The organism is Actinokineospora lacus, from assembly GCF_053813445.1.
In genome coordinates this window covers 174,820-201,087 of sequence record NZ_JBQERA010000006.1, presented here as the reverse complement: position 1 = coordinate 201,087, position 26,268 = coordinate 174,820, and the positions used below count along the sequence as shown (strand labels likewise).

Annotated in this window: 31 protein-coding genes; 14 read left to right on the top strand and 17 right to left on the bottom strand. The window is 72.8% G+C overall.

Annotated elements, in window-relative coordinates:
• Nucleotides 1-15 precede the first annotated feature (15 nt).
• The 3 genes from ACTG9Q_RS16805 to ACTG9Q_RS16795 all read right to left on the bottom strand — a co-directional run bounded on the left by ACTG9Q_RS16805 (nucleotide 16) and on the right by ACTG9Q_RS16795 (nucleotide 1,923).
• Complete coding sequence (locus ACTG9Q_RS16805; protein ID WP_455573723.1) at nucleotides 16-924, bottom strand: TIGR04222 domain-containing membrane protein; 909 nt, start codon at nucleotides 922-924, stop codon at nucleotides 16-18.
• A 236-nt stretch (nucleotides 925-1,160) separates the two neighbouring features.
• Complete coding sequence (gene msrB / locus ACTG9Q_RS16800) at nucleotides 1,161-1,595, bottom strand: peptide-methionine (R)-S-oxide reductase MsrB (RefSeq protein WP_455573722.1); 435 nt, start codon at nucleotides 1,593-1,595, stop codon at nucleotides 1,161-1,163.
• A 10-nt stretch (nucleotides 1,596-1,605) separates the two neighbouring features.
• The gene (locus ACTG9Q_RS16795; protein ID WP_455573721.1) at nucleotides 1,606-1,923 is read right to left on the bottom strand and encodes a hypothetical protein; all 318 of its coding nucleotides are present in this window, start codon (nucleotides 1,921-1,923) and stop codon (nucleotides 1,606-1,608) included.
• Between the two features lie 79 nt (nucleotides 1,924-2,002).
• Here ACTG9Q_RS16795 and ligD point away from each other — a divergent pair, with 79 nt between their 5' ends.
• A complete protein-coding gene (gene ligD, locus ACTG9Q_RS16790; RefSeq protein ID WP_455573720.1) occupies nucleotides 2,003-3,046 on the top strand; it encodes a non-homologous end-joining DNA ligase in 1,044 nt (347 codons plus the stop codon).
• Between the two features lie 104 nt (nucleotides 3,047-3,150).
• On the top strand, nucleotides 3,151-3,342 hold the full coding sequence (locus ACTG9Q_RS16785) for a hypothetical protein (RefSeq protein WP_455573719.1): 192 nt from the start codon (nucleotides 3,151-3,153) through the stop codon (nucleotides 3,340-3,342).
• Between the two features lie 9 nt (nucleotides 3,343-3,351).
• Here ACTG9Q_RS16785 and ACTG9Q_RS16780 read toward each other — a convergent pair whose 3' ends face one another.
• On the bottom strand, nucleotides 3,352-4,116 hold the full coding sequence (locus ACTG9Q_RS16780) for an endonuclease/exonuclease/phosphatase family protein (RefSeq protein WP_455573718.1): 765 nt from the start codon (nucleotides 4,114-4,116) through the stop codon (nucleotides 3,352-3,354).
• On the bottom strand, nucleotides 4,117-5,652 hold the full coding sequence (locus tag ACTG9Q_RS16775) for an alpha/beta hydrolase (RefSeq protein ID WP_455573717.1): 1,536 nt from the start codon (nucleotides 5,650-5,652) through the stop codon (nucleotides 4,117-4,119).
• 87 nt (nucleotides 5,653-5,739) lie between these two features.
• Between ACTG9Q_RS16775 and ACTG9Q_RS16770 the strand changes: the two genes are divergently transcribed.
• Complete coding sequence (locus ACTG9Q_RS16770; RefSeq protein ID WP_455573716.1) at nucleotides 5,740-6,648, top strand: EamA family transporter; 909 nt, start codon at nucleotides 5,740-5,742, stop codon at nucleotides 6,646-6,648.
• Here ACTG9Q_RS16770 and ACTG9Q_RS16765 read toward each other — a convergent pair.
• The 9 genes from ACTG9Q_RS16765 to ACTG9Q_RS16725 all read right to left on the bottom strand — a co-directional run bounded on the left by ACTG9Q_RS16765 (nucleotide 6,645) and on the right by ACTG9Q_RS16725 (nucleotide 11,479).
• Nucleotides 6,645-7,748: an ATP-dependent DNA ligase gene (locus tag ACTG9Q_RS16765; RefSeq protein WP_455573715.1), complete on the bottom strand. Its 1,104-nt coding sequence runs from the start codon at nucleotides 7,746-7,748 to the stop codon at nucleotides 6,645-6,647. The genes ACTG9Q_RS16770 and ACTG9Q_RS16765 overlap by 4 nt on opposite strands.
• Before the next feature lie 9 nt (nucleotides 7,749-7,757).
• Nucleotides 7,758-8,342 carry an alkaline shock response membrane anchor protein AmaP gene (locus ACTG9Q_RS16760; RefSeq protein ID WP_455573714.1) on the bottom strand — a complete coding sequence of 195 codons (585 nt, stop codon included), beginning with the start codon at nucleotides 8,340-8,342 and terminating at the stop codon, nucleotides 7,758-7,760.
• A gap of 106 nt (nucleotides 8,343-8,448) precedes the next feature.
• On the bottom strand, nucleotides 8,449-8,985 hold the full coding sequence (locus ACTG9Q_RS16755) for a DUF6286 domain-containing protein (protein WP_455573713.1): 537 nt from the start codon (nucleotides 8,983-8,985) through the stop codon (nucleotides 8,449-8,451).
• Between the two features lie 16 nt (nucleotides 8,986-9,001).
• On the bottom strand, nucleotides 9,002-9,352 hold the full coding sequence (locus tag ACTG9Q_RS16750) for an Asp23/Gls24 family envelope stress response protein (RefSeq protein ID WP_455573712.1): 351 nt from the start codon (nucleotides 9,350-9,352) through the stop codon (nucleotides 9,002-9,004).
• Nucleotides 9,349-9,528, bottom strand: a complete 180-nt coding sequence (locus tag ACTG9Q_RS16745; protein ID WP_455573711.1) for a hypothetical protein — start codon at nucleotides 9,526-9,528, stop codon at nucleotides 9,349-9,351. Before ACTG9Q_RS16745 ends, ACTG9Q_RS16750 begins: the two co-directional genes overlap by 4 nt.
• Nucleotides 9,529-9,551: 23 nt before the next feature.
• Nucleotides 9,552-9,785, bottom strand: coding sequence for a hypothetical protein (locus ACTG9Q_RS16740; RefSeq protein WP_455573710.1), 234 nt, complete (start codon nucleotides 9,783-9,785; stop codon nucleotides 9,552-9,554).
• The gene (locus tag ACTG9Q_RS16735) at nucleotides 9,782-10,057 is read right to left on the bottom strand and encodes a hypothetical protein (RefSeq protein WP_455573709.1); all 276 of its coding nucleotides are present in this window, start codon (nucleotides 10,055-10,057) and stop codon (nucleotides 9,782-9,784) included. The genes ACTG9Q_RS16740 and ACTG9Q_RS16735 overlap by 4 nt, the downstream gene beginning before the upstream one ends.
• Nucleotides 10,057-10,539 (bottom strand): Asp23/Gls24 family envelope stress response protein, encoded by a 483-nt coding sequence (locus ACTG9Q_RS16730; RefSeq protein ID WP_455573708.1) that lies wholly within the window; start codon nucleotides 10,537-10,539, stop codon nucleotides 10,057-10,059. Before ACTG9Q_RS16730 ends, ACTG9Q_RS16735 begins: the two co-directional genes overlap by 1 nt.
• A 214-nt stretch (nucleotides 10,540-10,753) precedes the next feature.
• The gene (locus ACTG9Q_RS16725) at nucleotides 10,754-11,479 is read right to left on the bottom strand and encodes a pyrimidine reductase family protein (protein ID WP_455573707.1); all 726 of its coding nucleotides are present in this window, start codon (nucleotides 11,477-11,479) and stop codon (nucleotides 10,754-10,756) included.
• 88 nt (nucleotides 11,480-11,567) lie between these two features.
• Here ACTG9Q_RS16725 and zapE point away from each other — a divergent pair, with 88 nt between their 5' ends.
• Nucleotides 11,568-12,572: a cell division protein ZapE gene (gene zapE / locus ACTG9Q_RS16720; protein ID WP_455573706.1), complete on the top strand. Its 1,005-nt coding sequence runs from the start codon at nucleotides 11,568-11,570 to the stop codon at nucleotides 12,570-12,572.
• Nucleotides 12,573-12,576: 4 nt separating this feature from the next.
• Here the strand turns inward: zapE and ACTG9Q_RS16715 are convergent, their stop codons facing one another.
• Nucleotides 12,577-12,747, bottom strand: a complete 171-nt coding sequence (locus ACTG9Q_RS16715; protein ID WP_455573705.1) for a hypothetical protein — start codon at nucleotides 12,745-12,747, stop codon at nucleotides 12,577-12,579.
• A gap of 283 nt (nucleotides 12,748-13,030) precedes the next feature.
• Between ACTG9Q_RS16715 and ACTG9Q_RS16710 the strand changes: the two genes are divergently transcribed.
• The 7 genes from ACTG9Q_RS16710 to ACTG9Q_RS16680 all read left to right on the top strand — a co-directional run bounded on the left by ACTG9Q_RS16710 (nucleotide 13,031) and on the right by ACTG9Q_RS16680 (nucleotide 21,733).
• Entirely contained in the window at nucleotides 13,031-14,044 is a 1,014-nt protein-coding gene (locus ACTG9Q_RS16710) for a LacI family DNA-binding transcriptional regulator (RefSeq protein WP_455573704.1), read from the top strand.
• 103 nt (nucleotides 14,045-14,147) lie between these two features.
• A complete protein-coding gene (locus ACTG9Q_RS16705) occupies nucleotides 14,148-15,512 on the top strand; it encodes an ABC transporter substrate-binding protein (protein ID WP_455573703.1) in 1,365 nt (454 codons plus the stop codon).
• Nucleotides 15,513-15,565: 53 nt separating this feature from the next.
• Nucleotides 15,566-16,468, top strand: a complete 903-nt coding sequence (locus ACTG9Q_RS16700; RefSeq protein WP_455573702.1) for a carbohydrate ABC transporter permease — start codon at nucleotides 15,566-15,568, stop codon at nucleotides 16,466-16,468.
• Complete coding sequence (locus tag ACTG9Q_RS16695) at nucleotides 16,468-17,349, top strand: carbohydrate ABC transporter permease (protein WP_455573701.1); 882 nt, start codon at nucleotides 16,468-16,470, stop codon at nucleotides 17,347-17,349. The genes ACTG9Q_RS16700 and ACTG9Q_RS16695 overlap by 1 nt, the downstream gene beginning before the upstream one ends.
• 28 nt (nucleotides 17,350-17,377) lie before the next feature.
• Complete coding sequence (locus ACTG9Q_RS16690; RefSeq protein WP_455573700.1) at nucleotides 17,378-18,964, top strand: glycoside hydrolase family 13 protein; 1,587 nt, start codon at nucleotides 17,378-17,380, stop codon at nucleotides 18,962-18,964.
• Between the two features lie 32 nt (nucleotides 18,965-18,996).
• On the top strand, nucleotides 18,997-21,270 hold the full coding sequence (locus ACTG9Q_RS16685) for a discoidin domain-containing protein (protein WP_455573699.1): 2,274 nt from the start codon (nucleotides 18,997-18,999) through the stop codon (nucleotides 21,268-21,270).
• Between the two features lie 79 nt (nucleotides 21,271-21,349).
• Nucleotides 21,350-21,733, top strand: coding sequence for a VOC family protein (locus tag ACTG9Q_RS16680; protein ID WP_455573698.1), 384 nt, complete (start codon nucleotides 21,350-21,352; stop codon nucleotides 21,731-21,733).
• On the opposite strand, the gene ACTG9Q_RS16675 is transcribed toward ACTG9Q_RS16680, so the two are convergent.
• Nucleotides 21,715-22,347 carry an SRPBCC family protein gene (locus tag ACTG9Q_RS16675; protein ID WP_455573697.1) on the bottom strand — a complete coding sequence of 211 codons (633 nt, stop codon included), beginning with the start codon at nucleotides 22,345-22,347 and terminating at the stop codon, nucleotides 21,715-21,717. The two genes, ACTG9Q_RS16680 and ACTG9Q_RS16675, sit on opposite strands and share 19 nt — an antisense overlap.
• A complete protein-coding gene (locus tag ACTG9Q_RS16670) occupies nucleotides 22,344-22,676 on the bottom strand; it encodes an ArsR/SmtB family transcription factor (protein ID WP_455573696.1) in 333 nt (110 codons plus the stop codon). The genes ACTG9Q_RS16675 and ACTG9Q_RS16670 overlap by 4 nt, the downstream gene beginning before the upstream one ends.
• A 68-nt stretch (nucleotides 22,677-22,744) precedes the next feature.
• On the opposite strand from ACTG9Q_RS16670, the gene ACTG9Q_RS16665 reads away from it, so the two are divergent.
• From ACTG9Q_RS16665 to ACTG9Q_RS16655, 3 genes are read left to right on the top strand one after another with little or no spacing between them, the layout of a single operon-like run.
• Nucleotides 22,745-24,325, top strand: coding sequence for an ABC transporter transmembrane domain-containing protein (locus ACTG9Q_RS16665; RefSeq protein WP_455573695.1), 1,581 nt, complete (start codon nucleotides 22,745-22,747; stop codon nucleotides 24,323-24,325).
• Nucleotides 24,322-24,477 (top strand): hypothetical protein, encoded by a 156-nt coding sequence (locus ACTG9Q_RS16660; protein ID WP_455573694.1) that lies wholly within the window; start codon nucleotides 24,322-24,324, stop codon nucleotides 24,475-24,477. Before ACTG9Q_RS16665 ends, ACTG9Q_RS16660 begins: the two co-directional genes overlap by 4 nt.
• Nucleotides 24,474-26,177, top strand: a complete 1,704-nt coding sequence (locus ACTG9Q_RS16655; RefSeq protein ID WP_455573693.1) for an ABC transporter ATP-binding protein — start codon at nucleotides 24,474-24,476, stop codon at nucleotides 26,175-26,177. Before ACTG9Q_RS16660 ends, ACTG9Q_RS16655 begins: the two co-directional genes overlap by 4 nt.
• Nucleotides 26,178-26,268 lie beyond the last annotated feature (91 nt).

The window sequence follows — 26,268 nt, the reverse complement described above, 5'->3', positions numbered from 1 at the left end:
CCCCCGCTCGCCGTCTCACCCGCCGCCTCCGCCGCATCCGCCGCCACCACCGCCGCAGCTGCTCCCTCCACTGCTGCCGCCGCAGGACGACGAACTCCCCGAACAGGCGTACCCCGACCCGCCCCCGCCGCCGGAGGACGTGCTCGCGCGGGTGGCCAGCGCCGCGCTGATGTCCGGGTCGGGGTAGGCGGCCAGGCCCGCGAACAGCACGGTCGTGGTCGCCCCGCCCAGCAGGGTGGTCTGGGTGGCGAGCGCGACGCTCTGGGCGCGCATCTTGCGCGCCTCACTCAGCACGCGCTCCCCCGCGTACGAGCGCTCCGACAGCGGCGCCCGGTAGAGCACCACCGCCATCACCGCCGTGACGATCAGTCCGACGGTGAGCCAACCGACCGGGTGGCCCAACGAGATGCCGTTCAGCCACCGGGCCACGCCCACCACGAGGAGCACCAGCGCCGGGACGGCCGCGAGCCGCGCCCGGATGTCGCCCCCATCGACCAACAGCCCCTTGACAGTCAGCGACGTGCGGACGGCTTTCACCGCGTCGTCCCGACTGACCCGGTCGATCAGCAGGCTTACGGTTCGGTTCGCGTAGCGCTGGGCGTCGGTCAGGACCGCCAGGTCGACCGCGTCCGTCGCCGTGGCCCCCGCCACGACCCGGACCGCCCCCTGCCTGTTCGCCTTGAGCTTGCCGAGGTCGAGCAGCCGCGCCACGGTCGTCTCGACGACGCGCCGCGGCCCCCCGGCCAGGTACGCCAGCTCGTGCACGGAAAGCAGGTCGGCGCGGACCAGTCCCGCGGCCGAGCGCCCCACCGGCGTCCCCGCCCGCACCGCGATCCGCACCGCGGCCGCGAACAGCAGCACGAACGCGAAGCCGACCAGATAGATCCGCAGGAAGTCGGGCCCGGAAATACCCCACGGTTGCATCGGTTCCCCCTTGCTCGGGGTCGGCCGACGTCCTGGCGCCAGGGCGGCTCCCACCACCACTGGTCACATCGCGGACCGCACCGCCCACCCCGTCTTTCTCGCTGTCCGATCAGGATTGATCGTGTGCACCATGCTCTGAGGGTGTGACGGCCCGCACAAGACAGCTTGAGCAAGATTTAGGGAAGCCCTGGGCAGGACTTAGGTTTGCGGTTCCCGGGAAACGGACCGTCGCGGGATCACGTCGGGTCGGCACCGTCGGGGACCAGCCGCAGCGAGATCGAGTTGAGGCAGTACCGCTGGTCGGTCGGCGTGGGGTAGCCCTCGCCCTCGAAGACGTGGCCGAGGTGGCTGTGGCAGGTCGTGCAGATGACCTCGGTGCGGACCATGCCGTGGGTCCGGTCCTCGCGCAGGATGACGCGGTCGCCCGCCAGCGGGGAGAAGAACGACGGCCAGCCGCAGTGCGAGTCGAACTTCGTCTCGCTGCGGAACAGCTCCGCCCCGCACGCGCGGCAGTGATAGACGCCCGCGGTCTTGGTCTCGGTGTACTCACCGGTCCAGGCCGGTTCGGTGCCCGCCTCGCGCAGGACGCGATACTCGGCGGGGTCGAGCTGGGCGCGCCACTGCTCCTCGGACTTGACCACCGCGGGGGTGGCGCCGACAACCGGTTCCATGCCGTCCACGCTAACCCAGCAGGGTCGTCACGATGAACACCAGCGCGTCCCACGCCGCGATGATGATGCCGAGCAGGATCAGCCCGGCGACGATGCCCGCGGTCAGCCGGTAGTGCCCGCCGAGGCGGTTGGCCGAGTCGGCGAAGTCGCTCACTCCGCCGAGGTAGCCCTCGACGGTGTAGCCGGGGCGCACCCGCTCCACGCGGTCGAGGTGGGCGGCGAACGCCTGGGCCTCGGGGTCGTCGCGGTCGAGCCCGATGAGGTCGTCGCTGAACCGGTCGCGGCCGTGCCGCTTCTCGTCGTCGGGTGGCTCGCGGGTCACGCCCATGGCAACACGGTAGCTCGCCTGGGTGCGCAGTGTCGTCGTCCTGCCGGGCAATTCACGGCCCAACCCGTAGGCTGCCCGAGTGGCAGCAGCCGAGGAGATCACCGTCGACGGCCGCACCGTGCGGGTGTCCAACCCGGACAAACCGTACTTCGCGGAACTGGGACTCACGAAACGCGACATCGTCACCTACTTCCTGTCGGTCGGTGACGGCATCCTGGGCGCGCTGCGTGAGCGCCCGACCACGCTGGAGCGCTGGCCCGGCGGGGTGTTCGAGGGCGCCAAGCTCTCCACCCGCGCCGACAACCGCGGCGACGCCTTCTACCAGAAGCGCGTCCCCAAGGGCGCCCCCGACTACGTCGAGACCGCCCGCATCGCCTTCCCCAGCGGCAGGCACGCCGACGAGGTGTGCCCGACCGAGCTGGCGGTGGTCGCGTGGGCGGCCAACCTGGGCACCCTGACGTTCCACCCGTGGCCGGTGCGCCGCGCCGACGTCGAGCGGCCCGACCAGATCCGCGTCGACCTCGACCCGCAGCCGGGCACCGACTTCGCCGACGCCGTCCGCATGGCCCACGAGGCCCGCGCGCTCCTCGACGAACTCGGGATGCGGGCGTTCCCCAAGACCTCCGGCGGCCGGGGCGTGCACCTCTACGTGCCGATCGAGCCCCGCTGGACCTTCGTGGAGGCCCGCCGCGCCGTGATCGCCCTCGGCCGCGAGCTGGAGCGGCGCAGGCCGGAGCGGATCACCACCAACTGGTGGAAGGAGGAGCGCGGCGAGCGCATCTTCCTCGACTACAACCAGATGGCCCGAGACCGGACCATCGCCTCGGCGTACTCCGTGCGGCCCACCCCGCGCGCCCTGGTGTCGGCCCCGCTGACCTGGGACGAGCTGGACTCCGCGCACCCGGAGGACTTCTCGGTGCTGACCATGCCCGCCCGCTTCGCCGAGGTCGGCGACCTGCACGCGGGCGTGGCCGAGCACGCCTTCGGCCTTGAGCCCCTGCTGGAGATGGCCGAGCGCGACGAGCGCGACCACGACCAGGGCGACCTGCCCTACCCGCCGGAATACCCGAAGATGGCCGGTGAGCCCAAGCGCGTGCAGCCCTCGCGGGCGCGGGAGGACTGAGCGCTGCTCCATCTGGTCGAATGCCGGGCTGTTCCGGCATTCGAGGGCGTGGAAACGTCAGACTCCGTGCCTACACTCAGTCGCGTGAGGAGAGGAGGCTCGACATGACCGACCCCTACCTGGTGCGCTACGTCGGCGGGCCCCTCGACGGCAGGGTGGACACCGTCCCCGCCCCGACGGAGCCCCGCGAGACCGTCACCCACGTGCATCTGCACGAGGGCCCCAAGATCGTCCACCACTACGACCTGTCCTACGCCGTCGAGCTGGGCTGCGAGTACCGCCTGCGCGAGGTCTGAGAAGCCCCTTCAGAGGCGCAGCTCGGCCAGCACCGGGCGGTGGTCGGACGCGGTCGTCGCGGGCACGGTCGAGGTGGACACCCCGATCCCCGGTGAGACCGCGATGTGGTCCAGCCGCAGCGTCGGCGTCCCCGCCGGATACGTCGGACCTGGCTGCACGTCGGTGAACCGCGTCCACAGCGGGGCCAGCTCGGGCGCGCCCGGCTCGGCGTTGAGGTCGCCGAGCAGCACGTGCCGCCCGGCCTCGGGCACGATCCGCAATGTGTCGGCCACCTGGGCGGCCCGGACCGCCGGATCGGGCCGGAAGTCAAGGTGTGTCACCCAAACGTGCACGAGCGTGCCGCGCACGAGCACGCGCGCCTCGGCGAAACCGGGCGCCGGGCCCAGCGCGTTGTCCTGAGTGGACTGCCGGGTGATCTCGTGGTTCGCGGTGTGCGTGATCGGGAAGCGGCTCAGCACCGCGACGCCGTGGCGGCGGCGCGGGGTGCCGGGCAGGTCGTAGATCGGGGCGAAGAACACCCACATGTCCAGCAGCCCGGCCAGATCCGCGGCCTGGTCGGCGAAATCGCTGCGGGCCGACCAGTGCACGTCGACCTCCTGCAGGCCGACGACGTCGGCGCCGGTCCCGCGGATCGCGGACGCGGTGCGGGCCAAGTCGAGCCCGCCGTCGGCGCCGATCCCGGTGTGCACGTTGAAGGCCAGCACCCGCAGCACGACCGGCGGTGGGCCGGGAACCCCGGCCAGCAGCAGGATCGCCAGCAGCAGCGACTTCACCTACGGAGGACAGACCGTGCCGTCGCGGGGGACCGTGCCCGCCCGGAGGAACGCCAGCGCGGCCTCCGTCGCGCACGTCGAGGCGGGCAGGGCGCCGTGTCCCGCGCCCTGCCAGGAGACCCCGACCGCGGTGGCCAGCCGCTGCACGGCGCGCTCGGTGCCCTCCAGCGGGGTGACCGGGTCGATGGCGGTGGCCAGCACCACGATCGGCGGGGCGGCCTTGGCCACCGGCTGCGGCACCGGCTTGGACGGCACGGGCCACGGCCCGCACAGCGCCAGCCACTGGGCGGCCAGCGCGCCGAAGACCGGGTAGCGGGAGTTCAGGTCCCTGGTCGTCTGCTCGATCTGCTCGGTGGCCAGCCGTGACTTGGTGTCGTTGCAGCGCACCACGAGCGTGCCGTCGAAGGTCGCGGCCAGCTCCTCGGTCTCCAGCACGGTCGGCAGGATGAACCCGGCCAGCGCCGCGCCGTCCCCGTCGCGCGCCGCCGCGATGGCCTCGGCCAGCGCGGGCCACGCGGCCTGGTCGGCCAGTCCCTTGTGCACCGCGCGCAGGACGATGCCCGGCGTGAGGTCGATCCCCCCCGCCGTGAGCGGCAGGCTGCTCGCCTCGTCGAGGACCGCCGAAAGCGCTTGCCGGGCCGCATCGCCCAGCGGGCACGCGCGGGCGGCGCAGTCCTCGGCGAAGGCGTCCAGCGTGGCCTCGGCGCCCGCGGCCATCCCGGTCACCACGACGCGGTGGTCCTCGTCGGGGTCGGGCAGGCCGTCGAGCACCATCCGGCCGACCTTGCCGGGGTAGCGCTCGGCGAAGACCGACAGCACCCGCGAGCCCTCGCCGTGGCCGATGGCGTGCAGGCGCTCCATCCCGAGCGCGGACCGCACGGCGTCGGCGTCGGCGGCGGTGCGCCAGGTGTCCAGCGCGGGCAGGTGCTTCTCCAGCGCGATCGAGCAGTTCTGCCCCGCGCTGCGCGCCCAGTCGACCCACTCGCCGATCCGCATGGCGCGCGGGTCGGCGCCGACCAGGTCGGCGCGGACCCGCTCGGGCACGCAGCGCACGGCGTCGGAGCTGCCCGTGCCCCGGCGGTCCACGCCGACCAGGGAGAACTCGGCCAGGAACTCGGCGGGCAGGCGCGCGGCCACCTGCGCGGCGTAGAGCGTCCCCGGCAGGCCGTCGACGTCGTTGAACACCACGACCGGCACCGGGCCGGTGCCCGCGCGCAGCACCTGCATCCGCTTCACGCCGCGGTTGGGGGCGTAGGGGGAGTCCAGGACGCCGGTGACCCGGCCGCACTCCACCGCCAGCGACTCCGGCAGCCCCAGCCCGGCCAGCTGGTCGCTGATCTCCGGGCCGCAGGGGCTCCAGCGCAGCGAGGTCGCGCCGGGCTCCCCGAGCGGCGGCACCTCGGCCGGACCGGGGGCCTCGGCGGTCGGGGCCACGCTGCCGTCGCCCTGGACGACGATCGCGGGCCTGCTGGAGGGGCCCGCCGTGCACGCCGCGGCGGCCAGCGCGACCCCCGCGAGCAGAGCTGCGGCCCTCACACCCACGCCTGTCCCTCCTGACGACCAGCCACAACGATGCCGGCAACCGGGTGAGGACCCGGTGAACGCCATACGTAGGATGTTTTTGTGGTCATGGCACATGTGGACCGGGCGGGTCGGTCATCCTGGTGGCGCTGGACGGCGGCGCTGGCCGCGGTGCCCCGGCGGACCGGGTCGATCCCGCCGACGGTCTCGGTGCTCCTCGGTGTGGTCAGCGTCCAGGTGGGCGGCGCGGTCGCCAAGACGATGTTCAGCAGCGCGGGGGCCAGCGGGGTGGTCGCCCTGCGGCTGTTCTTCGCCGCGCTGATCCTCGTGCTGATCTGGCGCCCCCGGGTGCGGGTCGACAAGGCGACGCTGGGGGTCGTCGTCGCCTACGGGGTCGTGCTGGCGACGATGAACCTGCTGTTCTACCTCTCGCTGGCCCGCATCCCGCTGGGGGTGGCGGTGACCGTGGAGTTCCTGGGGCCGCTGTCGCTGGCGCTGCTGGGCTCGCGGCGGGTGCTGGACGCGCTGTGGGCGCTGATGGCCGCGGGCGGGGTGGTCCTGCTGGCCCGGGCGACCACCGACGCCGACCTGGTCGGCCTGCTGCTCGCGGCGGGCGCGGGGGCCTGCTGGGCCGGGTACATCCTGCTCAGCGCCAAGCTCGGCAGCCGCACGTCGGGCGGCGCCGGGCTGGCGCTGGCGATGGTCGTCGCCGCGGCGGTGGCGGTGCCCGTCGGGGTCGCCGACTCCGGGACGAGCCTGCTGTCGCCGATGGTGCTGCTGGCCGGGCTCGCGGTCGCGCTGATGTCCTCGGTGATCCCGTACTCCCTGGAGCTGGAGGCGCTGCGCAAGATCCCGCCGCGGGTGTTCGGCGTGCTGATGAGCATGGAACCGGCGGTGGCCGCCCTGGCGGGCCTCGTCGTGCTCGGCGAGCTGCTGCACCCGGTCCAGTGGGTGGCGGTCTGCCTGGTCGTGGCCGCGTCCGTGGGGGCGACCAGGACCGCGGGGCACTAGGTCTTGCGTTCGCGGACCTCGCCCTGCAGGACCGAGTCGAGGTCGTAGCGGGTCGGCTCCTCCAGCTGCTCGTACGTGCACGACTTCGGCTCCCGGTCCGGGCGCCAGCGGCGGAACTGGGCGGTGTGCCGGAAGCGGCCCGGGTAGCCGCCCTCGGTGTGCTCGTAGGCGACCTCCACCACCCGCTCCAGCCGCAGCGGCACCCACGGCTGCTCGGTCGTGCGCCACCGGCTGATCGCCCCGGGCATCCGCAGCACGTCGTGGTCGGCGTCGTCCGCCGCCCACGGGTGGTTCTCCCGCCCGCCGGGGATCAGCTCGGCCAGCTCGACGGCCAGCTCCCGCCGGTAGGCCGCCGGGAACGAGCCCACCACGCCGACGTGGTGCAGGTTGCCGTCGTGGTCGTACAGCCCCAGCATCAGCGACCCGACGGCCTCACCGGGCGTGGTGTCCTTGTACCAGCGCATCCCGCTGACCACGCAGTCCGCCGTGCGCGAGTGCTTGAACTTCAACAGCGTCCGCTTGTTGGGCGTGTACTCGCCGTCGGCGGGCTTGCCCATCACCCCGTCGAGGCCCGCGCCCTCGAAGATCTCGAACCACCGCCGCGCCAGGTCCGCGTCGCGCGTCACCGGGGTCAGGTGGACCCGCTCACCCAGGGACAGCGCGCCTTCCAGGATCTCCCGCCTGCGCACGGTGGGCGTCTCCAGCAGCACGTCGTCGTCCAGCGCGAGGATGTCGAAGGCGATGAACCGCGACGGCGAGGTCTCCGAGAGCATCGTGACCCGGCTCGCGGCCGGGTGGATGCGCTCGGCGAGCTTGTCGAAGTCCAGCCGCCCGTCGACGTCGACGATCAGCTCCCCGTCCACGACGGAGCGCTCGGGCAGGGCGGCGCGCAGGGCGGTCTCGGCCTCGGGGAAGTAGCGGTTGAGCGGCTTGCCCGAGCGCGACTGGAGGAACACCTCGTCGCCGTCGCGGAAGGCCAGGCAGCGGAAGCCGTCGTACTTGGGCTCGAACACCAGATCGGCGCCGTCGGGGATCGACGGCACCGACTTGGCCAGCATCGGTTGGACCGGCGGGGTCAGCGGGAGGGCCACGGGACCCATCCTGCCTGATCACCGCACCCGTGTCCGCCCCGCCGCGCCGAGCTCCACCCGCACTGCGGTGGGCAGCGACGCCACGCCGAGGGAGTCCCTGGCCCGGCGCAGCACCGACTCGTCCAGTTGCCGCCAGACGTTCTTGACGTCGCAGCCCTCGGCCAGCCACAGGCTCAGCCGCAGCGCGGGCGCCTCCCGGTCGCCCACGACCGTCGCCTTGGCGCGGTCGACCCCGTCCACCCGCTCGGCGTCGGCGCCGATCGCCGCGGCGATGGCGCCGGAGGTGACCGTCAGGTCCTCCTCCAGCGCCAGGTCGGGGTGGGTCTCCGGCCGCAGGGCGCGCACCGCCAGCCACACCCCGACGACGAGGAACATGACCCCGACGCCGATGGCGACCAGCCGCGACAGCAGCGGCCGCTCGGTGATGACGGCCACGGCGGCCGGGTCGAGCACCGACGTCCGCGCCCGGAAGGTGCCCAGCCAGCCCGCTCCCACCACCAGCGCGCCGATGCCCGCGATGAGGGCGAGCAGGCCGACGATCCCGGTCAGGCCGCGCTCGGCGCGGTAGGAGCGGGCCATGGCCCGTGCGGATGGCTGTGTCATGAGCGGTCCCTGGGGGGCTTCGGCTTCGGCTCTCGGGGCTGGCCGGGACCCGGCACGACCGCCTCGGCGGTCGGGGCGAGCGGGCCGGTGGTGTCGTGCCGGGGCGTCAAGTGCGGTCCCTCGGCGAGTCCACGACGACGCTGACCCGGGGCATGCGGGTCAGCGGCAGGTCGGCGAGCAGGTCGCCGACCACTTCGGTCAGCCGGGGGCGCAGCTGCGCCTCCGGCTCCAGCCCGCTGGTCGCCCGAACCCTGACCTTGCGCGCCGTCGCGGTCACCGAGGCGCCGCTCACCGTGTCCTCGGCCCTGACCCGCGTCCCGACGATGCGGGCCAGCGAGCGCGGGGACGTGCGCACGGTGACCCCCGGCGCCGGGTCGCGCAGCGGCACCTCGCGTCGGCGGGAGGACAGCGCGGCCGCGAACAGGGCGAGCCCGGCCAGCGCGGTGATCCCGGCGGTGAGCTGGACCGGCGGGCTCCGCCAGTCCAGCTCCGCGAGGCGGTCGCGCCAGTCCGGCCACGGCACCAGGAGCGGGGCATCGGTCGGCCGCAGCCACAGCCAGCCGACCTCCAGGGCCAGCAGCGCGCCCACGGCGGCGAGGGCGAGGGCCAGCAGCACCGCCACGATCCTCACGAACACTCGCACGGCTCACTCCAATCCGTCACTGCACTCGTGGGGTGGCGGGCGGGACCAGGCCGGTGACGACGACGTCGACACCGCGCACCTGGTAGCCGGTGATCCGCTCGACCTCATCGCTGACCTTCGCCCGGACCTCGGCGACCACCGCGCGGACGGCCGCCGGGTAGTGCAGGGCCAGCTCGACGCGCAACCGGACGCGCCCGCCCTCGCCGTCGACGGATGCCGACGCGCCGTGCTCGCCGAGGCCGATCCCGGCCACCGTCCGCGTGGTCCGCGCGGTGCCCGGGGTGGCGTCGGCGGCCCGCTCGGCGACCTGTCTGACCACCGACGGGGCGATGGTCAGCGTGCCGCGGTCGGCGGCGTCGGCGCTCACCTGTCCTTGCCCCGGCCCGCGAACACGTCGGACAGGTCCAGCTCGCCGTCGATCACCCTGCCGACCACCAGGCCGACGAACCCGATGGCCAGGGTGACCAGGAAGGAGATGAAGCCCTGCGTCGCCGCCAGGCCGAGGATGAGACCGGCGATGATGCCGGTCTGGGTGGCGTTCATGGGTGTTGTGACTCCCTGTTTGCTCAGCGGACCCGGGGCGTGCGGTGGCGCCGCCGGTACCAGCGGCGCAGCCGGACCGCCGCGCCCCGCACCCCGCGCGGCGGGTCGGCGCCCACGATGGGGGCGTCGAAGCGGGCGTCCCTTCGCGCCCGCAGCGCGGCGAGTCCGGCCACGAATTCGGCGGGGTCGCCCCCGCGGTCGGGATGGTGGCGGCGGACGAACTCGCGGTACTCCGCGCGCTCGTCGCGCCCGCTCACGGCACTTCCACGCCGGAGACGTGGACGTCGACGGCGACCGGGCCCGCGATGGCGCGCACCTGCTCGCGCACCTCGGCCACGACCTCCGGGATGGGCCGCTGCGCGCTGAGCACGACCGAGACCTCCACGGCGTCCCGCGCGCCGACCACGACCCCCACCACGCGCCTGCCCGGCAGCGCGGTCGCGACGGTGCCGAAGGGCCCGCCGTCGAGCCGCACGACCGCCGGGTGCCCGAGCACCGCGGCGCCGAGCCGGTCGGCGAGGGCGGCCATCACTCCACCCTGGACTGCGCGGACTCGTCGCTGTCGCCGTTCTCGTCGGGCAGGTGGATGTCGTTGACCGAGATGTTGACCTCGATGACCTCCAGCCCGGTCATCCGCTCCACCGCGGTGATGACGTTGCGGCGCACCGCGCGGGCCAGGTCGACGATCCCGGCGCCGTACTCCACGACCACGTCGAGGTCGATCGCGGCCTGCTTCTCGCCGACCTCGACCGCCACCCCGGAGGTCGACACCGTGCCCGCGCCGGGGATGCGCTCGCGGATGGCGCCGAAGGCGCGGGACACGCCGCCGCCGAGGGCGAACACGCCGGACACCTCGCGGGCGGCCATGCCCGCGATCTTCTGCACCACCCCGGACGCGATGGTGGTCTTGCCCTGGCTCTGGTCGTCGGCCAGGCGCGCGGGCACGCCGCCCGCTCGGGCGGTCGGGACCGCTTCGGTCGAGCCGGACTTGGTGGTGCTGGGCTGTGCCATGACTGGCAGCTCCCTTCCCCGTGGACTCCGGTGTGCGGACGGCCGTTGTCGTCTCCTGTGCACACCATCAGATGCCACCGCATCCGGCATCGTCTCGGCAAGTCACCCAATCGAGGAAGCGCGGGCACCGGTGAGGTGAATGTCCACTGTGTAGATCACCTGTGCTGTCAGCCTTTTCGCTCAGGCCGGGGTAGACAGTCCGATATGGACCATTTTAGTAGGGCGGGCCGCCCCGGCGGTAGCGCAGCATCACGAACCCGTTGTCGGTCAGCACGGACTCCAGCCGCAGCGTGCTCGGCGCCGCGGGCGGGGGACCCGTCGCGATGCGGCTCGGGCCGCCGCCCGCCAGGATCGGGGAGATGGTCAGGTTGAGCTGGTCGACGAGGTCCGCGGCGGCCAGCGCGCCGAACAGCTCCGGCCCGCCCTCGCAGCACACCCTGCGCAGACCGCGCTCCCCCAGGATGGCCAGCGCCCTGGCCGGGTCGACCCGCGCGTCGCCCGCGACGACGACCTCGGCGCCCGCGTCGGCCAGCGCCCGCCTGCGGGCGGCGGGGGCGGCCTCGGCGGTGACCACGATGAGCGGCGCCAGCGTGTCGGTGACCAGCGGCGAGTCCGGCGGCACCGAGCATCGGCCGGTCACCACCGCGATCGGCGGCACCTCCGAGAGGCCGCGCTCGGCGCGCCTGCGGGTCCGCGTCTCCTTGCGCTTGACGCCGCGGTAGCCCTCGGCGCGGGCTGTCCCCCAGCCCACCAGCACCACGTCGGCCAGGTCGCGGCCGAGGGCGAGGACCCTGCGGTCGCCGGGGCTGGACAGCCCGGCCGAGCGGCCCGACAGCTCGGCGCCGCCGTCGGCGCTGGTCACGAAGTTGACCTGCACGAACGGGGCGGCGAGGTCGCCGGGGTAGTCGTAGAGGTCTTCCAGCGCGGTGTCGTCCACCACAGCGGGTTGGGGCTGACCTGGGGAAAGCGGGGGAGGGGGCCACAGTTTGTGCACCTGGCCATCCCAGCACGCCGCTACGCTCCCCGGCATGCCGCCGCCCAGCCTCACCGGCCGCGAGCCCGTGCTCGCGCCCGAGGAACTCGTCGCCGCGCTGACCCCGCCGCCGCGCTTCGGCGCGGTCTCCTTCGAGACCTACGTGCCCAGCCCGGACGAGCCCAGCCAGGCCGCCGCGGTCGCCGCGGGGCAGGTCTTCGCCGCGCGGGTGCCTCGGGAGCGGACGCTGATGCAGCGGTTGCTCGGCCGGGCCGAGCGGGGAAAGCCGGGGCTCTACTTCGACGGCGGGTTCGGCGTGGGCAAGACGCACCTGCTCGCCTCGCTGTGGCACGCGGTGCCCGGCCCCAAGGCGTACGGCACGTTCGTCGAGCTGACCTACCTGGTGGGCGCGCTGGGCTTCGCCGAGACCGTCCGGCGCCTGGGCGGGCACCGCCTGCTGGCCATCGACGAGTTCGAGCTGGACGACCCGGGCGACACGATGCTGGTCACCCGGCTGCTCGCCGAGCTGACCGACGCCGGGGTGTCGGTGGCGGCCACGTCCAACACCCTGCCGGACAAGCTGGGCGAGGGCCGCTTCGCCGCGGGCGACTTCCTCCGCGAGATCCAGGCCCTCTCGGCCCGCTTCGACGTCGTGCGGGTGGACGGTCCCGACTACCGCCACCGCGGCCTGCCCGACGCGCCGGAGCCGGTGTCGGAGGCCGACCTGCTCGCGCGGATGTCGCCCGGGTCGACGCTGGACGACTTCGACGCGCTGTGCGCCCACCTGGCCGCGCTGCACCCGTCGAAGTACGGGCGGCTGCTGGACGGCGTGACGGCGGTGCACCTGCGCGGCGTGCGCCCGCTGGAGGGCCAGGACGTGGCCCTGCGGCTGGTGGCCTTCGCCGACCGGCTCTACGACCGGGCGATCCCCGTGGTCGTCTCCGGCGCGCCCCTCTCGGCGCTGTTCACCCCGGAGATGCTGCGCGGGGGCTACCGCAAGAAGTACCTGCGCGCGGTGAGCAGGCTGGTGGCGCTGTCCCGGGACGCGGTGAGGCTCTGAGGGCTCAGGGCCTGCGCCTGCGGCCCTCGCGCGGCTGGCCGTGGTGCTCGCGGTGCTCGCCGATGAGTGCCCAGACCGACACCCCCGCGCCATCCGCCCGCGAACCGGCCCGCTCGGGCTCTGCGCGTTCATGAAGCTCGCGCTGGACCTGGTCGTAAATGGGTGTGTCGGTCACCGCCGTCCTTCCGCCGAGTCGTGTCGCCCGTCGTCAGGTTACGTAAGGTACGCCCCCGCGTTCGTGACCCCGCACTGTGGTCTCCTCGCTACTTCGAGTGATTCTCTCGGGTGAAACGGCTACCGTGTGGTGTTTTCCGAGGTCTCGCCCGGCAGGTGAGCGTCCCCCACAGGACGCGCGGGGGCGCTGGGTCCGTGCCGGTGAGTGCGTTTGGCTGGAAGTTCACGCAAGCCAGCGCAAGCGCCTGTCGTTGTCTTGCGCGAATCAGTCTATGCTTGCGCGCATGTCGCGACGCAGGCTTGCCGAGGTGGCCGAGAAGGTCGGGGTCAGTGAGGCCACCGTCAGCCGGGTGCTGAACGGGAAGCCCGGGGTGTCCGAGGTGACCCGCGGCGCCGTGCTGACCGCCCTTGACGTGCTCGGATACGAGCGCCCGACCCAGCTGCGGGGGGAGCGGGCACGGCTCGTCGGGCTGGTGCTCCCCGAGCTGCAGAACCCGATCTTCCCCGCCTTCGCCGACGTCGTCGGCAACGCGCTCGCCCAGCGGGGCTTCACCCCGGTGCTGTGCACCCGCACGGCAGGCGGCGTGCCGGAGTCGGACTACCTCGACCTGCTCCTTGAGCAGCACGTCTCCGGGGTCGTCTTCGCGGGCGGGCTCTACGCCCTCGCCGACGCCCAGCACGACCACTACCAGCAGCTCGTGCGCCGCAAGCTGCCCACCGTCCTGGTCAACGCCTCGGTGGAGAACCTCGGCCTGCCCACCGTCTCCTGCGACGACCGGGTGGCCGTCGAGCAGGCGTACGCCCACCTCGTGGCCATCGGGCACGAGCGCATCGGGCTGGTCCTCGGCACGCCCGACCACGTGCCGTCGCGGCGCAAGCTCAGCGCCCTGCGGGTCTGCGCCGCCGCCGCGGGGACCACCGTCGGCGACGACGCCGTGGAGTACACGATGTTCTCCCTGGAGAGCGGACAGGCCGCCGCGACCGCCCTGGTCAACCGGGGGTTCACGGCGCTGATCTGCGCCAGTGACCCCATCGCCCTCGGAGCGGTGCGGGCGGTGCGCAGGCTGGGGCTGGCGGTGCCGGAGGACGTCTCGGTGATCGGGTTCGACGACTCGGCCCTGATGACCGCCACCGATCCGCCGCTGACCACGGTGCGCCAGCCGATCGAGGCGATCGGGCGGGCGGCGGTCGACCTGCTGGCCGCGCAGATCGCCGGGGCACCGGTGCCGACGGGAGAGCTGCTGTTCGAGCCGGAGCTGGTGGTCAGGGGGTCGGCGGCGCCGCCGCGGCGGAGGTAATCGCACACTGTAGAAATCTTGCGGGTTGGTGTCGAGATATTGCGGTCAGATGTCGTGCGGGCTTATGGTCCGCGTCACACGACATCCACGAAGGGTCCCCGCGATGAACACACCTGTCCGCCGCCGGACGGTCGGCATCATCCTGGCCGCCGGTCTGTGCCTGTCCACCGTCGCCGCGTGCGGTGACGACTCCCCAGCCGGGCAGCCGGGCGGCAAGGTGACCATCACCGTCAACGGCCAGCCGCCGGGGACGCAGCCGTTCGACCGGAAGATCTTCGACGAGGACGTCGCCGAGTTCGAGCTCGCGCACCCGGACATCGACATCGAGCCCCGCGAGGGGTTCATGGACCCCAAGACGTTCTCCGCCAAGCTCGCGGGCGGCCAGCTCGAAGACGTCTTCTACGTCTACTTCACCGACCCCGCCCAGCTCATCGCCCGCCGCCAGGCCGCCGACATCACCGACCACCTCGCAGGCGTCCCGGCCGTCGCCGACCTGCAGCAGCCGCTGAAGGACGTCTTCAGCAAGGACGGCCGCGTCTACGGGCTGCCCACCGCCAACTACACGATGGGCCTGCTCTACAACCGCGAGCTGTTCACCAAGGCCGGGCTCGACCCCGACAAGCCGCCCACGACGTGGGCCGAGGTGCGCGCCGCCGCGAAGAAGATCGCCGCGCTGGGCAACGGCACCGTGGGCTTCGCCGACTACAGCAAGTCCAACCAGGGCGGCTGGCACTTCACCGCCTGGATGTACTCCGTGGGCGGCCAGATCGCCCGCCAGGACGGCGACAAGTGGGTCGCGGACTTCGACAACGAGAAGGGCCGCGAGGTCGTCGAGACCCTGCGCGCCATGCGGTGGGACGACAAGAGCATGGGGGAGAAGCAGCTGCTGGAGATCGGCGACGTGCAGCAGAAGATGGGCGCGGGCCAGCTCGGCATGTACCTGGCCGCCCCGGACAACATCCCCACGATCGTCAACCAGTTCAAGGGCGACTACGCCGACTACGGCCTGGCCCCGATGCCCGGCGGCAACGGCACCCTCATCGGCGGCGAGGGCTACATGATCAACCCGAAGGCCACCCCTGAGAAGATCAAGGCCGGGCTGACCTGGGTCCAGTGGAAGTACCTCAACCCCGACCGCCTTGAGAAGAACCTCCAGCGCTACAAGGACGAGGGCCAGCCCATCGGCCTGCCGGTCCCGCCGGTCGCCGACATCTGGACCGGCGCCGTCCGGGACAAGCAGGAGGAGCTGAAGGTCAAGCACGCCACCGTCCCGGTCTCCAACTACGCCGCCTACATGGCGGGCGCCAGCAGGCTGGAGGGCCGCATCGAGCCGCCCAACGCCCAGCAGGTCTACGCCGCCCTCGACAACGTCATGCAGGGCGTGCTCACCGACGCCGACGCCGACCCGGGAAAGCTGCTCTCCGACGCCGCCGCGAAGGTCAACAGCGCGCTCGCCCAGGTCAAGTGAGCCAGGGCCCGGCAGGCGGCACGCCTGCCGGGCCCACCCACGGAAGGCCCCCGATGAGCACCCGCACCGAACCCCGGCTCACCCTGCGCACGCGCCGGAAGATCACCGATTCCCTGACCGCGTACGGGTTCCTGTGCGCCGCGCTGGTCTGCTTCGCGCTGTTCTCCTGGTACCCCATCGGCCGTGGCGTCCTGCTCAGCTTCCAGCAGGTCGACTTCGTCAACTCCGCGCAGTGGGTCGGCTGGGACAACTTCGCGCTGCTGCTCGACGACCCGCTGTTCCTCACCGCGTGGCGCAACACCTTCCTGTTCACCCTGTACGCCCTGGTGTTCGGTTTCGCCATCCCGTTCGCCTTCGCCCTGGTGCTCAACGAACTCCGCCACGCCAAGGGGTACTTCCGGCTGGTGGTCTACCTGCCGGTCATGCTGCCCCCGGTCGTCTCGGCGCTGCTGTGGAAGTGGTTCTACGACCCCGGTCCCGGCCTGTTCAACAGCATCCTGCGCGGCCTGGGACTGCCCGGTCTGTCCTGGTTGGACTCCACCGACACCTCGCTGCTGTCGCTGGTGCTGGTGACCACCTGGGCCAACCTCGGCTCGGCCACCCTGATCTACCTCGCCGCCCTGCAGACCATCCCCGGCGAGCTGTACGAGGCCGCCGAGCTGGACGGGGCCACGCTGCGCCAGCGGCTGCGCCACGTCACCATCCCGCAGACCCGGTTCGTGCTGCTGGTGATGATGCTCATGCAGATCGTGGCCACCATGCAGGTGTTCACCGAGCCGTTCGTCATGACCGGCGGCGGCCCGCAGGACTCCACGGTCACCGTGCTGCTGCTGCTCTACCGCTACGCCTTCGTCTACAACGACTTCGGCACCGCGAGCGCCCTGAGCCTGATGCTGTTCGCCGTGCTCGGGGTGTTCTCCGCGCTGTACCTCAAGCTCACCAAGACGGAGGACTGATGGAGCGCGCCGTCCGCACCCTGATCACCCCGTCCGCCATGCGCAGCGCGCGCGGCCGCCGCGTCTACTGGCTGGTGTTCTCCCTGGTCCTGTTCGCCTTCACCGCCGCGTTCGTGTTCCCGTTCCTGTGGCTGCTGCTGGGCGCGATGAAGGCGCCCGCCGAGCTGGCCCAGGTCCCCGCGACGGTCCTGCCGACCCAGTGGCACCCCGAGAGCTACGGCGAGGCGTGGTCCTTCATGGACCTGGCCAAGTACTTCCGCAACACCGTCGTGGTCACCATCGGCGCGTGGCTGGTGCAGCTGGCCGTGGACGTGCCCGCCGCCTACGCGCTGTCCAAGCTGCGGCCCGTGATGGGCAACCTCGTGCTCGCCATGATGCTCGCCACCCTGATGCTGCCCGCGTCGGCGCTGCTGGTCCCGACCTACCTCACCATCACCGACGTGCCGCTCCTCGGCGTCAACCTGGTCAACAACCCGGCCGCGATCTGGCTGCCCGCCGCCGCGAACGCGTTCAACATCTACCTGCTCAAACGCTTCTTCGACCGCATTCCCACCGAGCTGATCGACGCCGCCCGCATCGACGGCGCGGGCACGATCACCACGATGGCGCGGATCGTGCTGCCGCTCTCGCGCCCCATCCTGGCCGTGGTGTCGATCCTGGCGATCGTGGCGGCCTGGAAGGACTTCATCTGGCCGCTGCTGGTGTTCTCCGACCCCGAGAAGCAGACCCTGAGCGTCGCGCTCAACCGGTTCGCCCCGGACACCCCGATCAACCTGATGCTCGCCGGGCTCGTGCTGGCCAGCGTGCCCATGGTCGCGGTGTTCCTCATCTTCCAGCGGCACATCCTCGCCGGACTGACCGCGGGCGGCCTGAAGGGCTAGCCCGTTCCACACTAGAAGGGGGTTCGCGTTGACCGGACACGCATGGTGGCGCGGCGCGGCGATCTACCAGGTCTACGTGCGCAGCTTCGCCGACGGCGACGGTGACGGCACCGGCGACCTGACGGGCCTGCGCGCCCGCATCGGGCACATCGCCGAGCTGGGCGTCGACGCCATCTGGCTCAACCCGTGGTACCCGTCGCCGATGGCCGACTCCGGCTACGACGTCGCCGACTACCGCGACATCGAGCCCGCGTTCGGCACCCTGGAGCAGGCGGAGCTGTTCATCGAGGAGGCGCACGCCCACGGCCTCAGGGTGATCATCGACATCGTGCCCAACCACTGCTCCGACCAGCACCCGTGGTTCACCGAGGCGCTGGCCGCCGGACCGGGCAGCGACGCCCGCCGCCGCTTCTGGTTCCGGCCTGGGCGCGGCGACGGGCCGCCCAACGACTGGCAGTCGCGCTTCGGCGGGTCGGCCTGGACCCAGGTGCCCGACGGCGAGTGGTACCTGCACCTCTACGCCCCGGAGCAGCCCGACCTGAACTGGGACGACCCGCGGGTGCGCGCGGAGTTCGAGGACGTCCTGCGGTTCTGGTTCGACCGCGGTGTCGACGGCTTCCGCATCGATGTCGCCGACGGGCTGGTGAAGGACCCGGCGCTGCCCGACGTGCGCGGCCGCGCGCAGATCCCGCTGCCGTTCTCGGACATGGACGGCGTGCACGAGGTCTACCGGCGCTGGCGGGAGATCGCCGACTCCTACGCCGAGCCGCGGGTGTTCGTCGGCGAGATGTGGCTGCCCGACCCGCTGCGCTTCGCCCGCTACCTGCGCGCCGACGAGCTGCACTCGGCGTTCAACTTCGACTTCCTGTCCTGCGCGTGGGACGCGGAGAAGCTGCGCGGCTGCATCGACGCGACGCTGTCGGCGCACGCCCCGGTCGGCGCGCCCGCCACCTGGGTGCTGTCCAACCACGACGTCACCCGGCACGTGACCCGCTACGGCCGCGACGACACCTCCTTCGGGTTCGCCGACCGCCAGCACGGCGTCTTCACCGACCGGGCCATCGGCCTGCGCAGGGCCAAGGCCGCGGCGATGCTGGCGATGGCCCTGCCCGGCGGGCTCTACGTCTACCAGGGCGAAGAGCTGGGCCTGCCGGAGGTGGAGGACCTGCCCGACACCGCGCGCCAGGACCCGGTCTTCGCCAGGACCGGCGGCGCCGACATCGGCCGCGACGGCTGCCGCGTGCCGCTGCCGTGGTCGGGGACCGAGGCGCCCTACGGGTTCAACGACACCGGCGCCGCGCCCTGGCTGCCGCAGCCGTCTGACTGGGGCCCGCTGACCGCGGCCGCCCAGGAGGGCGACCCGGGCTCCATGCTGGAGTTCTACCGCCGCGCCCTGCGCCTGCGCCGCGCCCACCTCGGCGACGGCACCCTGACCTGGCTCGACGAGCAGCCCGAGGGCGTGCTGGCCTTCGCCCGCGACACCGGCGTCGTCTGCGTGGTCAACCTCTCGACCGAGCCGGTCGCGATGCCCGAGAATTCCAAGGTGCTGCTGTCCAGCGCCGAGGTGAGCGACACCTTGCCGCCGGACACGGCGGTCTGGCTCATGGAGGTCTAGTCCCGTTCCTCACGAGAGGTGCAATGACGCACATGTCCAGCAACCACACCCCGCGCTCCCGGTGGGCCGCTTCGGCGGCCGCCGCGGTAGCGGTTTCCGGACTTGTCACAGCGGGCGTCCTCAGCTCGGGCGCGGCCTCCACGGCCGCGCCCGCGCGGGGCGCCACGGTCCCCTTCCTCAGCCACGAAGCCGAATCCGCCGCCACCAACGCCGCCGTCCTGCCGATGGACCGCACCGCGGGCACCCTGTCCGGTGAGGCGTCCGGCAGGCGGGCGGTGCGGCTGGGCGCCGCGGGCCAGTTCGTGGAGTTCACCCTCACCGCGCCCGCCAACGCCCTGACCGTGCGCTACAGCATCCCCGACACCGACCAGGGCACCGGCCGCGACGGCACGCTGTCGGTGTACGTCAACGGCGCGCACAACCGCGACCTCAACCTGACCTCGCGCTACGGCCACTTCTACGGCTCCTACCCCTACACGAACAACCCCGCCGCCGGGAAGCCGCACCACTTCTACGACGAGACCCGCGCGCTGCTGGGCACCACCTACCCGGCGGGCACGAAGATCCGCTTCCAGGCCGACAGCGGCGACATCACCCCGACGACGGTGGACGTGGCCGACTTCGAGCAGGTCGCCCCGCCCTCGGCCCGCCCGGCCGACGCCGTGTCCGTCACCGACCACGGCGCCACGGCCAACGACGGCACCGACGACGGCGCGGCCTTCGTCGCCGCGGTGGCCGCGGGCCGGGCCCAGAACCGCCCGGTGTGGATTCCGGCGGGCACCTTCACCGTCAACCGGCACATCACCGTCGACCGGGTCACCCTGCGCGGCGCGGGCCACTGGCACAGCGTGCTGCGGGGCAACCGGGTCGGTGTCTACGGGCTCGGCGAGCCGTCCAGCTGCGGGCAGGGCGGCAACAGCGGGGTCAGCACCGCGGTGACCCTGCGCGATTTCGCCATCATCGGCGAGGTCACCGAGCGGGTGGACTGCGACCAGGTCAACGGCATCGGCGGCGCGCTGGGCGGCGGCTCGCTCGTGCAGGGCCTCTACATCCAGCACACCAAGGTCGGCCTGTGGCTCGACGGCCCGTTCAGCGGCCTGACCGTGCGCGACAACCGCATCGTCGACCAGACCGCCGACGGGCTGAACCTGCACCGCGGGGTCACCGACACCGTCGTCACCAACAACTTCCTGCGCAACATCGGCGACGACGGCCTGGCGATGTGGTCGGAGTCGGTGGAGAACCGCAACAACACGTTCTCCTTCAACACCGTGATCGTGCCGATCCTGGCCAACAACATCGCGATCTACGGCGGGCGCGACATCAGCGTCACCGACAACCACGTCGCCGACACCCAGACCCAGGGCGGCGGCATCCACATCGCCAACCGGTTCGCCGCGACGCCGGTCGCGGGCACGTTCACCGTGGCCCGCAACACGACGCTGCGCGCGGGCGTGCTCGACCCGAACTGGCAGTTCGGCGTCGGCGCGCTGTGGTTCGACGGCCGCGACTCGGCGATGACCGCCACGATCAACGTGACCGACACCGACCTGATCGACAACTCCTACGAGGGCATCCACTTCATCGGCAGCGGCGTGCGCAACGTGAACTTCGACGGGGTGCGGATCAGCGGGGCGGGCACGTTCGCCGTGCAGCTGCAGACCTCCGGCGCGGCGACCTTCCGCAACGTCGTGGCCACCGGCATCGGCCGGGCGGGCATCTACAGCTGCATGGGCCAGGGCGCCTTCACCATCGGCGACCTGGGCGGCAACTCGGGCTGGCTCGGCGGCTCCCCGTACTGCGGCCCGTGGCCGACCCCGGTCTACGGCGCCCCGCCCACCACGACCACGACGACCACGCCGCCGCCCACCACGACGACCACCCCGCCGCCGCCGGGGAACCTGGCGCTGAACCGCCCGGTCTCGGCCACCGGCCACGCCGACGTCTACGTGCCGCGCAACGCCGTGGACGGCAACCCGAACACCTACTGGGAGAGCGTGAACCGCGCCTTCCCGCAGTCGCTGACCGTCGACCTCGGCACGGCGCTGCAGGTGCGCAGGGTCGTGTTGAAGCTGCCGCCGTCGAGCGCGTGGGGCGCGCGCAACCAGACGCTGACCGTGCTCGGCAGCGCGGACGGCGGGTCGTGGTCGACCCTCGCCGCCGCCCGCGACCACCGCTTCGACCCGGCGACCGGCAACACCGTGACCATCGCGGTCGCGGGCAGCGCCCGGCACCTGCGCGTCACCTTCACCGCCAACACGGCTTGGCCCGCGGGCCAAGCATCGGAACTGGAGGTGTACTCCTGAACTCCGGGGTTGATCTCCACTTAACTGGAGCTATTAACCTGAGTGCACAGGGTGAAAGCACCAGGACCAAGGGGGAACCTTGCGAGTCGAGCTGAACCACACCGTTGTCGGCGCCAGTGACAGCACGGCGTCGGCGCGCTTCCTGACCGACGTGCTCGGGCTGCCGGAGCCCAAGCCGTTCGGCCCGTTCATGACCGTGCCACTCGAGCATGATCTGACCCTGGACTACTACCAGGTCGACGGGCCGGTCCCCAGCCAGCACCTGGCGTTCAAGGTCAGCGAGGAGGACTTCGACGCGGTGTTCGCCAGGGTCGTGGAACGGGGGATCGAGTACTGGGCAGACCCGTTCCACAACCAGGCGCGGCAGATCAACACCAATGACGGCGGGCGCGGCTTCTACTTCAGCGACCCCGACGGCCACAACCTGGAGGTGCTGACCCGCTCCTACGGCGCCGCGGTGTAGGCGGCGATGGTGCGGTCGGCCGCTGCTTGCGCGGCCGCGGGCTCGGTGCCCGCGGCCACGCTCGCGTCGCGCCACTCGGTGTTGGCGCGGGTCATGAACTCGATGCCCTCGGGAGAGGCCATCCAGGCCATGGCCGAGGCCGGTTCCACGGCGGGGGCGCCGGAGAGGTGCTCGTTGAGGCCCATGACGCCCAGGTCCCAGCCGAGGCCGACAGCGCCGGGGCCGAACTCGGCCCACCGCTCGTCGTCGACGTGGGCGATGTGCTCCAGCCGCAGGCGCGTGCCGCCCGCGTCGTCGGGGCCGATGGTCACCTCGATCCAGCTCACCTCGCCGCCGAACTCCCAGGTGGCGGCGAAGCCGGTCGGCGGGTCGCAGCGCTCGACGACGCCGCCCGCGTTGCCCTCCAGCTGGTAGTGCCCGCCGAGGCGCAGCTCGCCGGTGATCGGGAGGAACCAGCGGGGCAGCCGCTCGGGGTTGGTCACCGCGTCCCAGACGTCGTCCACATCGGCCTTGTACGTCTGGGACACGGTGACCACCCGGGCCTCGCCCGCTTCCAGCGTGCGGGAGCCCACGCTGCGGGCGACTGAGCTGATCTGGTGGTCGACGTCGATCATGAGGGTCCTTTCTCGCGGCGGCCGCGAGCCAGTTCGGTTGCCAGCGCGTCCAGGTGCGGGGTCCAGTAGCGCCGGAAGCGGTCGAGCCACACGTCGACGTCGCGCAGGGGATCGGTGTTCACCGAGTACAGCCTGCGGGCACCCGCGGCCCGCACGGTGGTGAAACCGTTGTCCCGCAACACCTTGAGGTGCTGGGACACCGCGGGCTGGGTGATCCCGAACTCCTCGGAGATGACCGATGACACCGCACCGGCGGGCCGCTCGCCGTCGGCGAGCAGCTCCAGGATGCGCCGTCGGACGGGATCGCCGAGGACGTCGAACGCGTGCACGGCGCCAAGCTAACAGTCGAGACTTATATAAGCAACAGCTAATACACGTGCTCGGTAAGTTCGAGGGCATGGGGGACGACAAGCGCGTGCCGTACGCCGACCCGGGCATTCCCGACACCCGAGGCCCGGGGCGCTACCTCTGGTGGCTGGTGACCGCCCAGTGGCGGCAGGCGGCGCGGGGCGCGCTGTGGGGCAGCCTGTGGATGTGCGGGCTGATCCTGCCGCCGTACCTGGTCTCCCGCGCCATCGATGACGGCCTGCGCGCCGGGGACTGGTCGGCGCTGCTGTTCTGGACCGGCGCGATCCTGCTGGTGGGCGTGGTCAACGCCGGGATCGCGTGGATGCGCCACCGCACCATGACCCTCGTGCGCGGCGACGCGTCCTACCGGACCGTCCAGGTGGTCGTGCGGCACGTGGCCCGGCTCGGGTCGGCGTTCCCCCGCGCGATGTCGGCGGGGGAACTGGCCAGCGTGCACGCCACCGACATCCAGCGCATCGCCCGCACGCTCACCGCGTCCGGGCCGGGAGTCGGGGCCGTGGTCGCCTACGCGCTGACCGCCGTGGTCCTCCTCGGCATCTCCCCGCTGCTGGCCGTGGTCGTGCTGCTCGGCGTGCCGGTGCTGGCGCTGGTCCTGGGACCGCTGCTGAGCAGGCTGCGCGGGGTGGAGTCGGGGTACCGCGAGCGCCAGGGCGCGCTGACCGCGCGGACCGCCGACATCGTCGCGGGCCTGCGGGTGCTGTGCGGGATCGGCGGCAAGGACGTCTTCGCCCGCCGCTACCGCGCCGAGTCCGCCGAGCTGCGCGCCGACGGGTACCGCGTCGGCGCGGTCACCAGCTGGGTGCAGGCCGTCGGCGCCTGCCTGCCGGGGGTCTTCCTGGCCGTGGTCACCTGGATCGCCGCGCGCTCGGCGGCCACGGGCGCGATCACCGTCGGCGAGCTGGTCGCCGTCTACGGCTACGTCGCCGTCCTGGTGATCCCGGTGGGCTTCCTGATCGAGGGCGCCGACGACATCGCCCGGGGGCTGGTCGCGGCCGCGCGGGTGGTCGAGGTGCTGCGCATCGAGGTCCCGCCCCGCCCGGCGGCGGCCCCGGCCCCGCGCCTCGGTGAGCTGACCGCTGTCGTCGGCGCCACCCCAGCCCTGGTGGAACGCCTGGGCGAGCACGGCGTCGTCGCCGACGACTCCGCGTACCTGTTCCCCGGCCCGCTCCACGCGGTGATCACCCCGCCGGGCGCCGACCCCGGCCGGATCGGGGACGCCATCGCGGCGGCGTCCGCCGAGGACATCGTCGACGCGCTCCCCGACGGCCTGGACACCGTCATGGACACCGAGGCGAGAAGCCTCTCCGGCGGCCAGCGCCAACGGCTGCGCCTGGCCCGCGCCCTGCTCGCCGACCCGGAGGTGCTGGTCCTGGTCGAGCCCACCTCGGCCGTCGACGCGCACACCGAGGCCGCCATCGCCGCGGGCGTCGCCGCCTACCGCCGAGGCCGGACCACCGTACTGGTCACCACGTCCCCACTACTGCTCCAGCACGCCGACCACGTGTGCCTGGTGCGCGAGGACCAGGTGATCGCCGAGGGCCGCCACGCCGACCTGCTCGCGAACCCGGCGTACCGGTCCGTGGTCGATCGGGGCGAGGTGTTGCGATGAGCGCGTTTCCCGTGGTGGATGCCCGCGCGAGTGGCGGGGTCGCGTGGGGCTTGGTGCGTGATGACCAGGTGATTGCCGAAGGTCGTCACGTCGACTTGCTTGTCGACCCGGCGTATCGGGCCATGGTGGATCGGGATGAGGTGTTGTGGTGAGGGCGTTTCCCGTGGCGGATGCCCGTGCGACCGGTCGGGCCGTGCGGGGTCTGGTGCGTGGCGACCGCTGGTCGTTGCTCGGCGTTTTGGGCCTGACCTTCGCCGCGGCGGGCGCTGGGCTGGCCGGGCCGTGGCTGCTGGGTCGCATCATCGACCTGGTCAAGTCCGATGACGCCCCGGTGAGCGCGATCGACGGGCTGGCCTTGGCGGTCGTCGGCTTCGCGGTGGCGCAACTCGTGCTGACCCGGTTCGCGCGGCTGGCCGCGCACCGGATGGGGGAGCGGGCCACGGCGCGGCTGCGGGAAGGGTTCGTCGAGCGGGTGCTCACCCTGCCGACCGCGGTGGTGGAGCGGGCCGGGACCGGGGACCTGGTGACCCGCTCGACCGCCGACGTGGCGACCGCGGGCACGACCCTGCGCGACGCCGCGCCCGACCTGGTGCTGGCCGCGGCGCAGTCGCTGCTCGTGCTCGGCGCGGTGTTCTTCCTCGACCCGCTGCTCGGCCTCGCCGCGGTGGCCGGGCTGCCGCTGCTGGTCCTGGGGATGCGGTGGTACCTGAAGCGCGCCCGCCCCGCGTACCTGGCCGAGGGGCGGGCGTCCTCGGCGGTGGCCGAGAGCATGGCCGCCACGGCGGCGGGCGCGCGCACCGTCGAGACCTACGGCCTGGCCGCCGAGCGCGTCGCCGACGCCGACGCCGCCATCGACGCGATCTACCACGCCCGCTACCGCACGCTGTCCCTGCGCCTGCGGGTCTTCCTCGCCGCCAACCTGGCGCACCTGGCCCCGCTGGTCGTCATGCTGCTCGTCGGCGGGGCGGCGTACTTCGACGGGCGGGTCAGCCTGGGCGCCATGACCGCCGCCATCCTCTACGTCTGGCAGCTCGCCGAGCCGCTGGACCGCTTCACCCTGTGGCTGGAGCTGGTCCAGGGCGGCTTCGCCAGCGTGGCGCGCATCGCCGGGGTCGACGCGCCCGGGTCGCCGCCCGCCGGGCGCGTCCCCGAGGACGACCGCGTCAGCCTGAGCGACGTCCGCTTCGCCTACGTCCCCGGCCGCGACGTCCTGCACGGCATCGATCTGGCCGTGCGGCCGGGCGAGCACCTGGCCATCGTCGGCCCCTCCGGCGCGGGGAAGTCCACTGTGGGCAGACTGGTCGCGGGCATCGACCGCCCCCGCGCGGGCGCCGTCCTGCTGGGCGGTGCCCCGGTCGCCGACCTCGATGCCGCCGAGCGCAGCGCCCGCGTCGTGCTCGTCACCCAGGAGCACCACGTCTTCCTGGGCAGCCTGCGGGAGAACCTGGCCATCGCCGCCCCCGAGGCCGACGACGACGCCCTGCGGAGCGCCCTCGCCGCGGTGGGCTGGCACGACGCCCCGCCGCTGGACACCCCGCTGCGGAACCTGCCCCCCGACAAGGCCCAGCTCCTGGCCCTGGCCCGCGTCATCCTCCGCGACCCGCACACCGTCATCCTCGACGAGGCCACCTCGGTCCTGGACCCCCGCTCGGCCCGCGCCGCCGAGGCCGCCCTCGGCGCGGTCCTCAGTGGACGGACCGTCATCGCCATCGCCCACCGCCTGCACACCGCCCACGACGCCGACCGCGTCGCCGTCGTCGACCACGGCCGCATCACCGAACTCGGCCACCACACCGACCTCATCGCCGCCAACGGCCCCTACGCCACCCTCTGGCGCACCTGGCACGGCTGAGCCGTGAAACACGGCCTAGGCCGTGTTTCAGATGTGGAGCACGGCATGGCCGCGCCAGTCCGCCCGCAGGCGGCATGGGCCGGATACGCCC

Excerpts from the sequence above, each read along its gene's own strand:
- ACTG9Q_RS16735 (WP_455573709.1), bottom strand. The coding sequence starts at position 10,057 with ATGGCCGCCCTCGCCGACCGGCTCGGCGCCGCGGTGCTCGGGCACCCG.
- msrB (WP_455573722.1), bottom strand. The coding sequence starts at position 1,595 with ATGGAACCGGTTGTCGGCGCCACCCCCGCGGTGGTCAAGTCCGAGGAG.
- ACTG9Q_RS16785 (WP_455573719.1), top strand. The coding sequence starts at position 3,151 with ATGACCGACCCCTACCTGGTGCGCTACGTCGGCGGGCCCCTCGACGGC.
- ACTG9Q_RS16795 (WP_455573721.1), bottom strand. The coding sequence starts at position 1,923 with ATGGGCGTGACCCGCGAGCCACCCGACGACGAGAAGCGGCACGGCCGC.
- ACTG9Q_RS16705 (WP_455573703.1), top strand. The coding sequence starts at position 14,148 with ATGAACACACCTGTCCGCCGCCGGACGGTCGGCATCATCCTGGCCGCC.
- ACTG9Q_RS16710 (WP_455573704.1), top strand. The coding sequence starts at position 13,031 with ATGTCGCGACGCAGGCTTGCCGAGGTGGCCGAGAAGGTCGGGGTCAGT.
- ACTG9Q_RS16660 (WP_455573694.1), top strand. The coding sequence starts at position 24,322 with ATGAGCGCGTTTCCCGTGGTGGATGCCCGCGCGAGTGGCGGGGTCGCG.
- ACTG9Q_RS16695 (WP_455573701.1), top strand. The coding sequence starts at position 16,468 with ATGGAGCGCGCCGTCCGCACCCTGATCACCCCGTCCGCCATGCGCAGC.
- ACTG9Q_RS16805 (WP_455573723.1), bottom strand. The coding sequence starts at position 924 with ATGCAACCGTGGGGTATTTCCGGGCCCGACTTCCTGCGGATCTATCTG.
- ACTG9Q_RS16765 (WP_455573715.1), bottom strand. The coding sequence starts at position 7,748 with ATGGGTCCCGTGGCCCTCCCGCTGACCCCGCCGGTCCAACCGATGCTG.
- zapE (WP_455573706.1), top strand. The coding sequence starts at position 11,568 with ATGCCGCCGCCCAGCCTCACCGGCCGCGAGCCCGTGCTCGCGCCCGAG.
- ACTG9Q_RS16700 (WP_455573702.1), top strand. The coding sequence starts at position 15,566 with ATGAGCACCCGCACCGAACCCCGGCTCACCCTGCGCACGCGCCGGAAG.
- ACTG9Q_RS16730 (WP_455573708.1), bottom strand. The coding sequence starts at position 10,539 with ATGGCACAGCCCAGCACCACCAAGTCCGGCTCGACCGAAGCGGTCCCG.
- ACTG9Q_RS16665 (WP_455573695.1), top strand. The coding sequence starts at position 22,745 with ATGGGGGACGACAAGCGCGTGCCGTACGCCGACCCGGGCATTCCCGAC.
- ACTG9Q_RS16675 (WP_455573697.1), bottom strand. The coding sequence starts at position 22,347 with ATGATCGACGTCGACCACCAGATCAGCTCAGTCGCCCGCAGCGTGGGC.
- ACTG9Q_RS16745 (WP_455573711.1), bottom strand. The coding sequence starts at position 9,528 with ATGAACGCCACCCAGACCGGCATCATCGCCGGTCTCATCCTCGGCCTG.
- ACTG9Q_RS16685 (WP_455573699.1), top strand. The coding sequence starts at position 18,997 with ATGTCCAGCAACCACACCCCGCGCTCCCGGTGGGCCGCTTCGGCGGCC.
- ACTG9Q_RS16760 (WP_455573714.1), bottom strand. The coding sequence starts at position 8,342 with ATGACACAGCCATCCGCACGGGCCATGGCCCGCTCCTACCGCGCCGAG.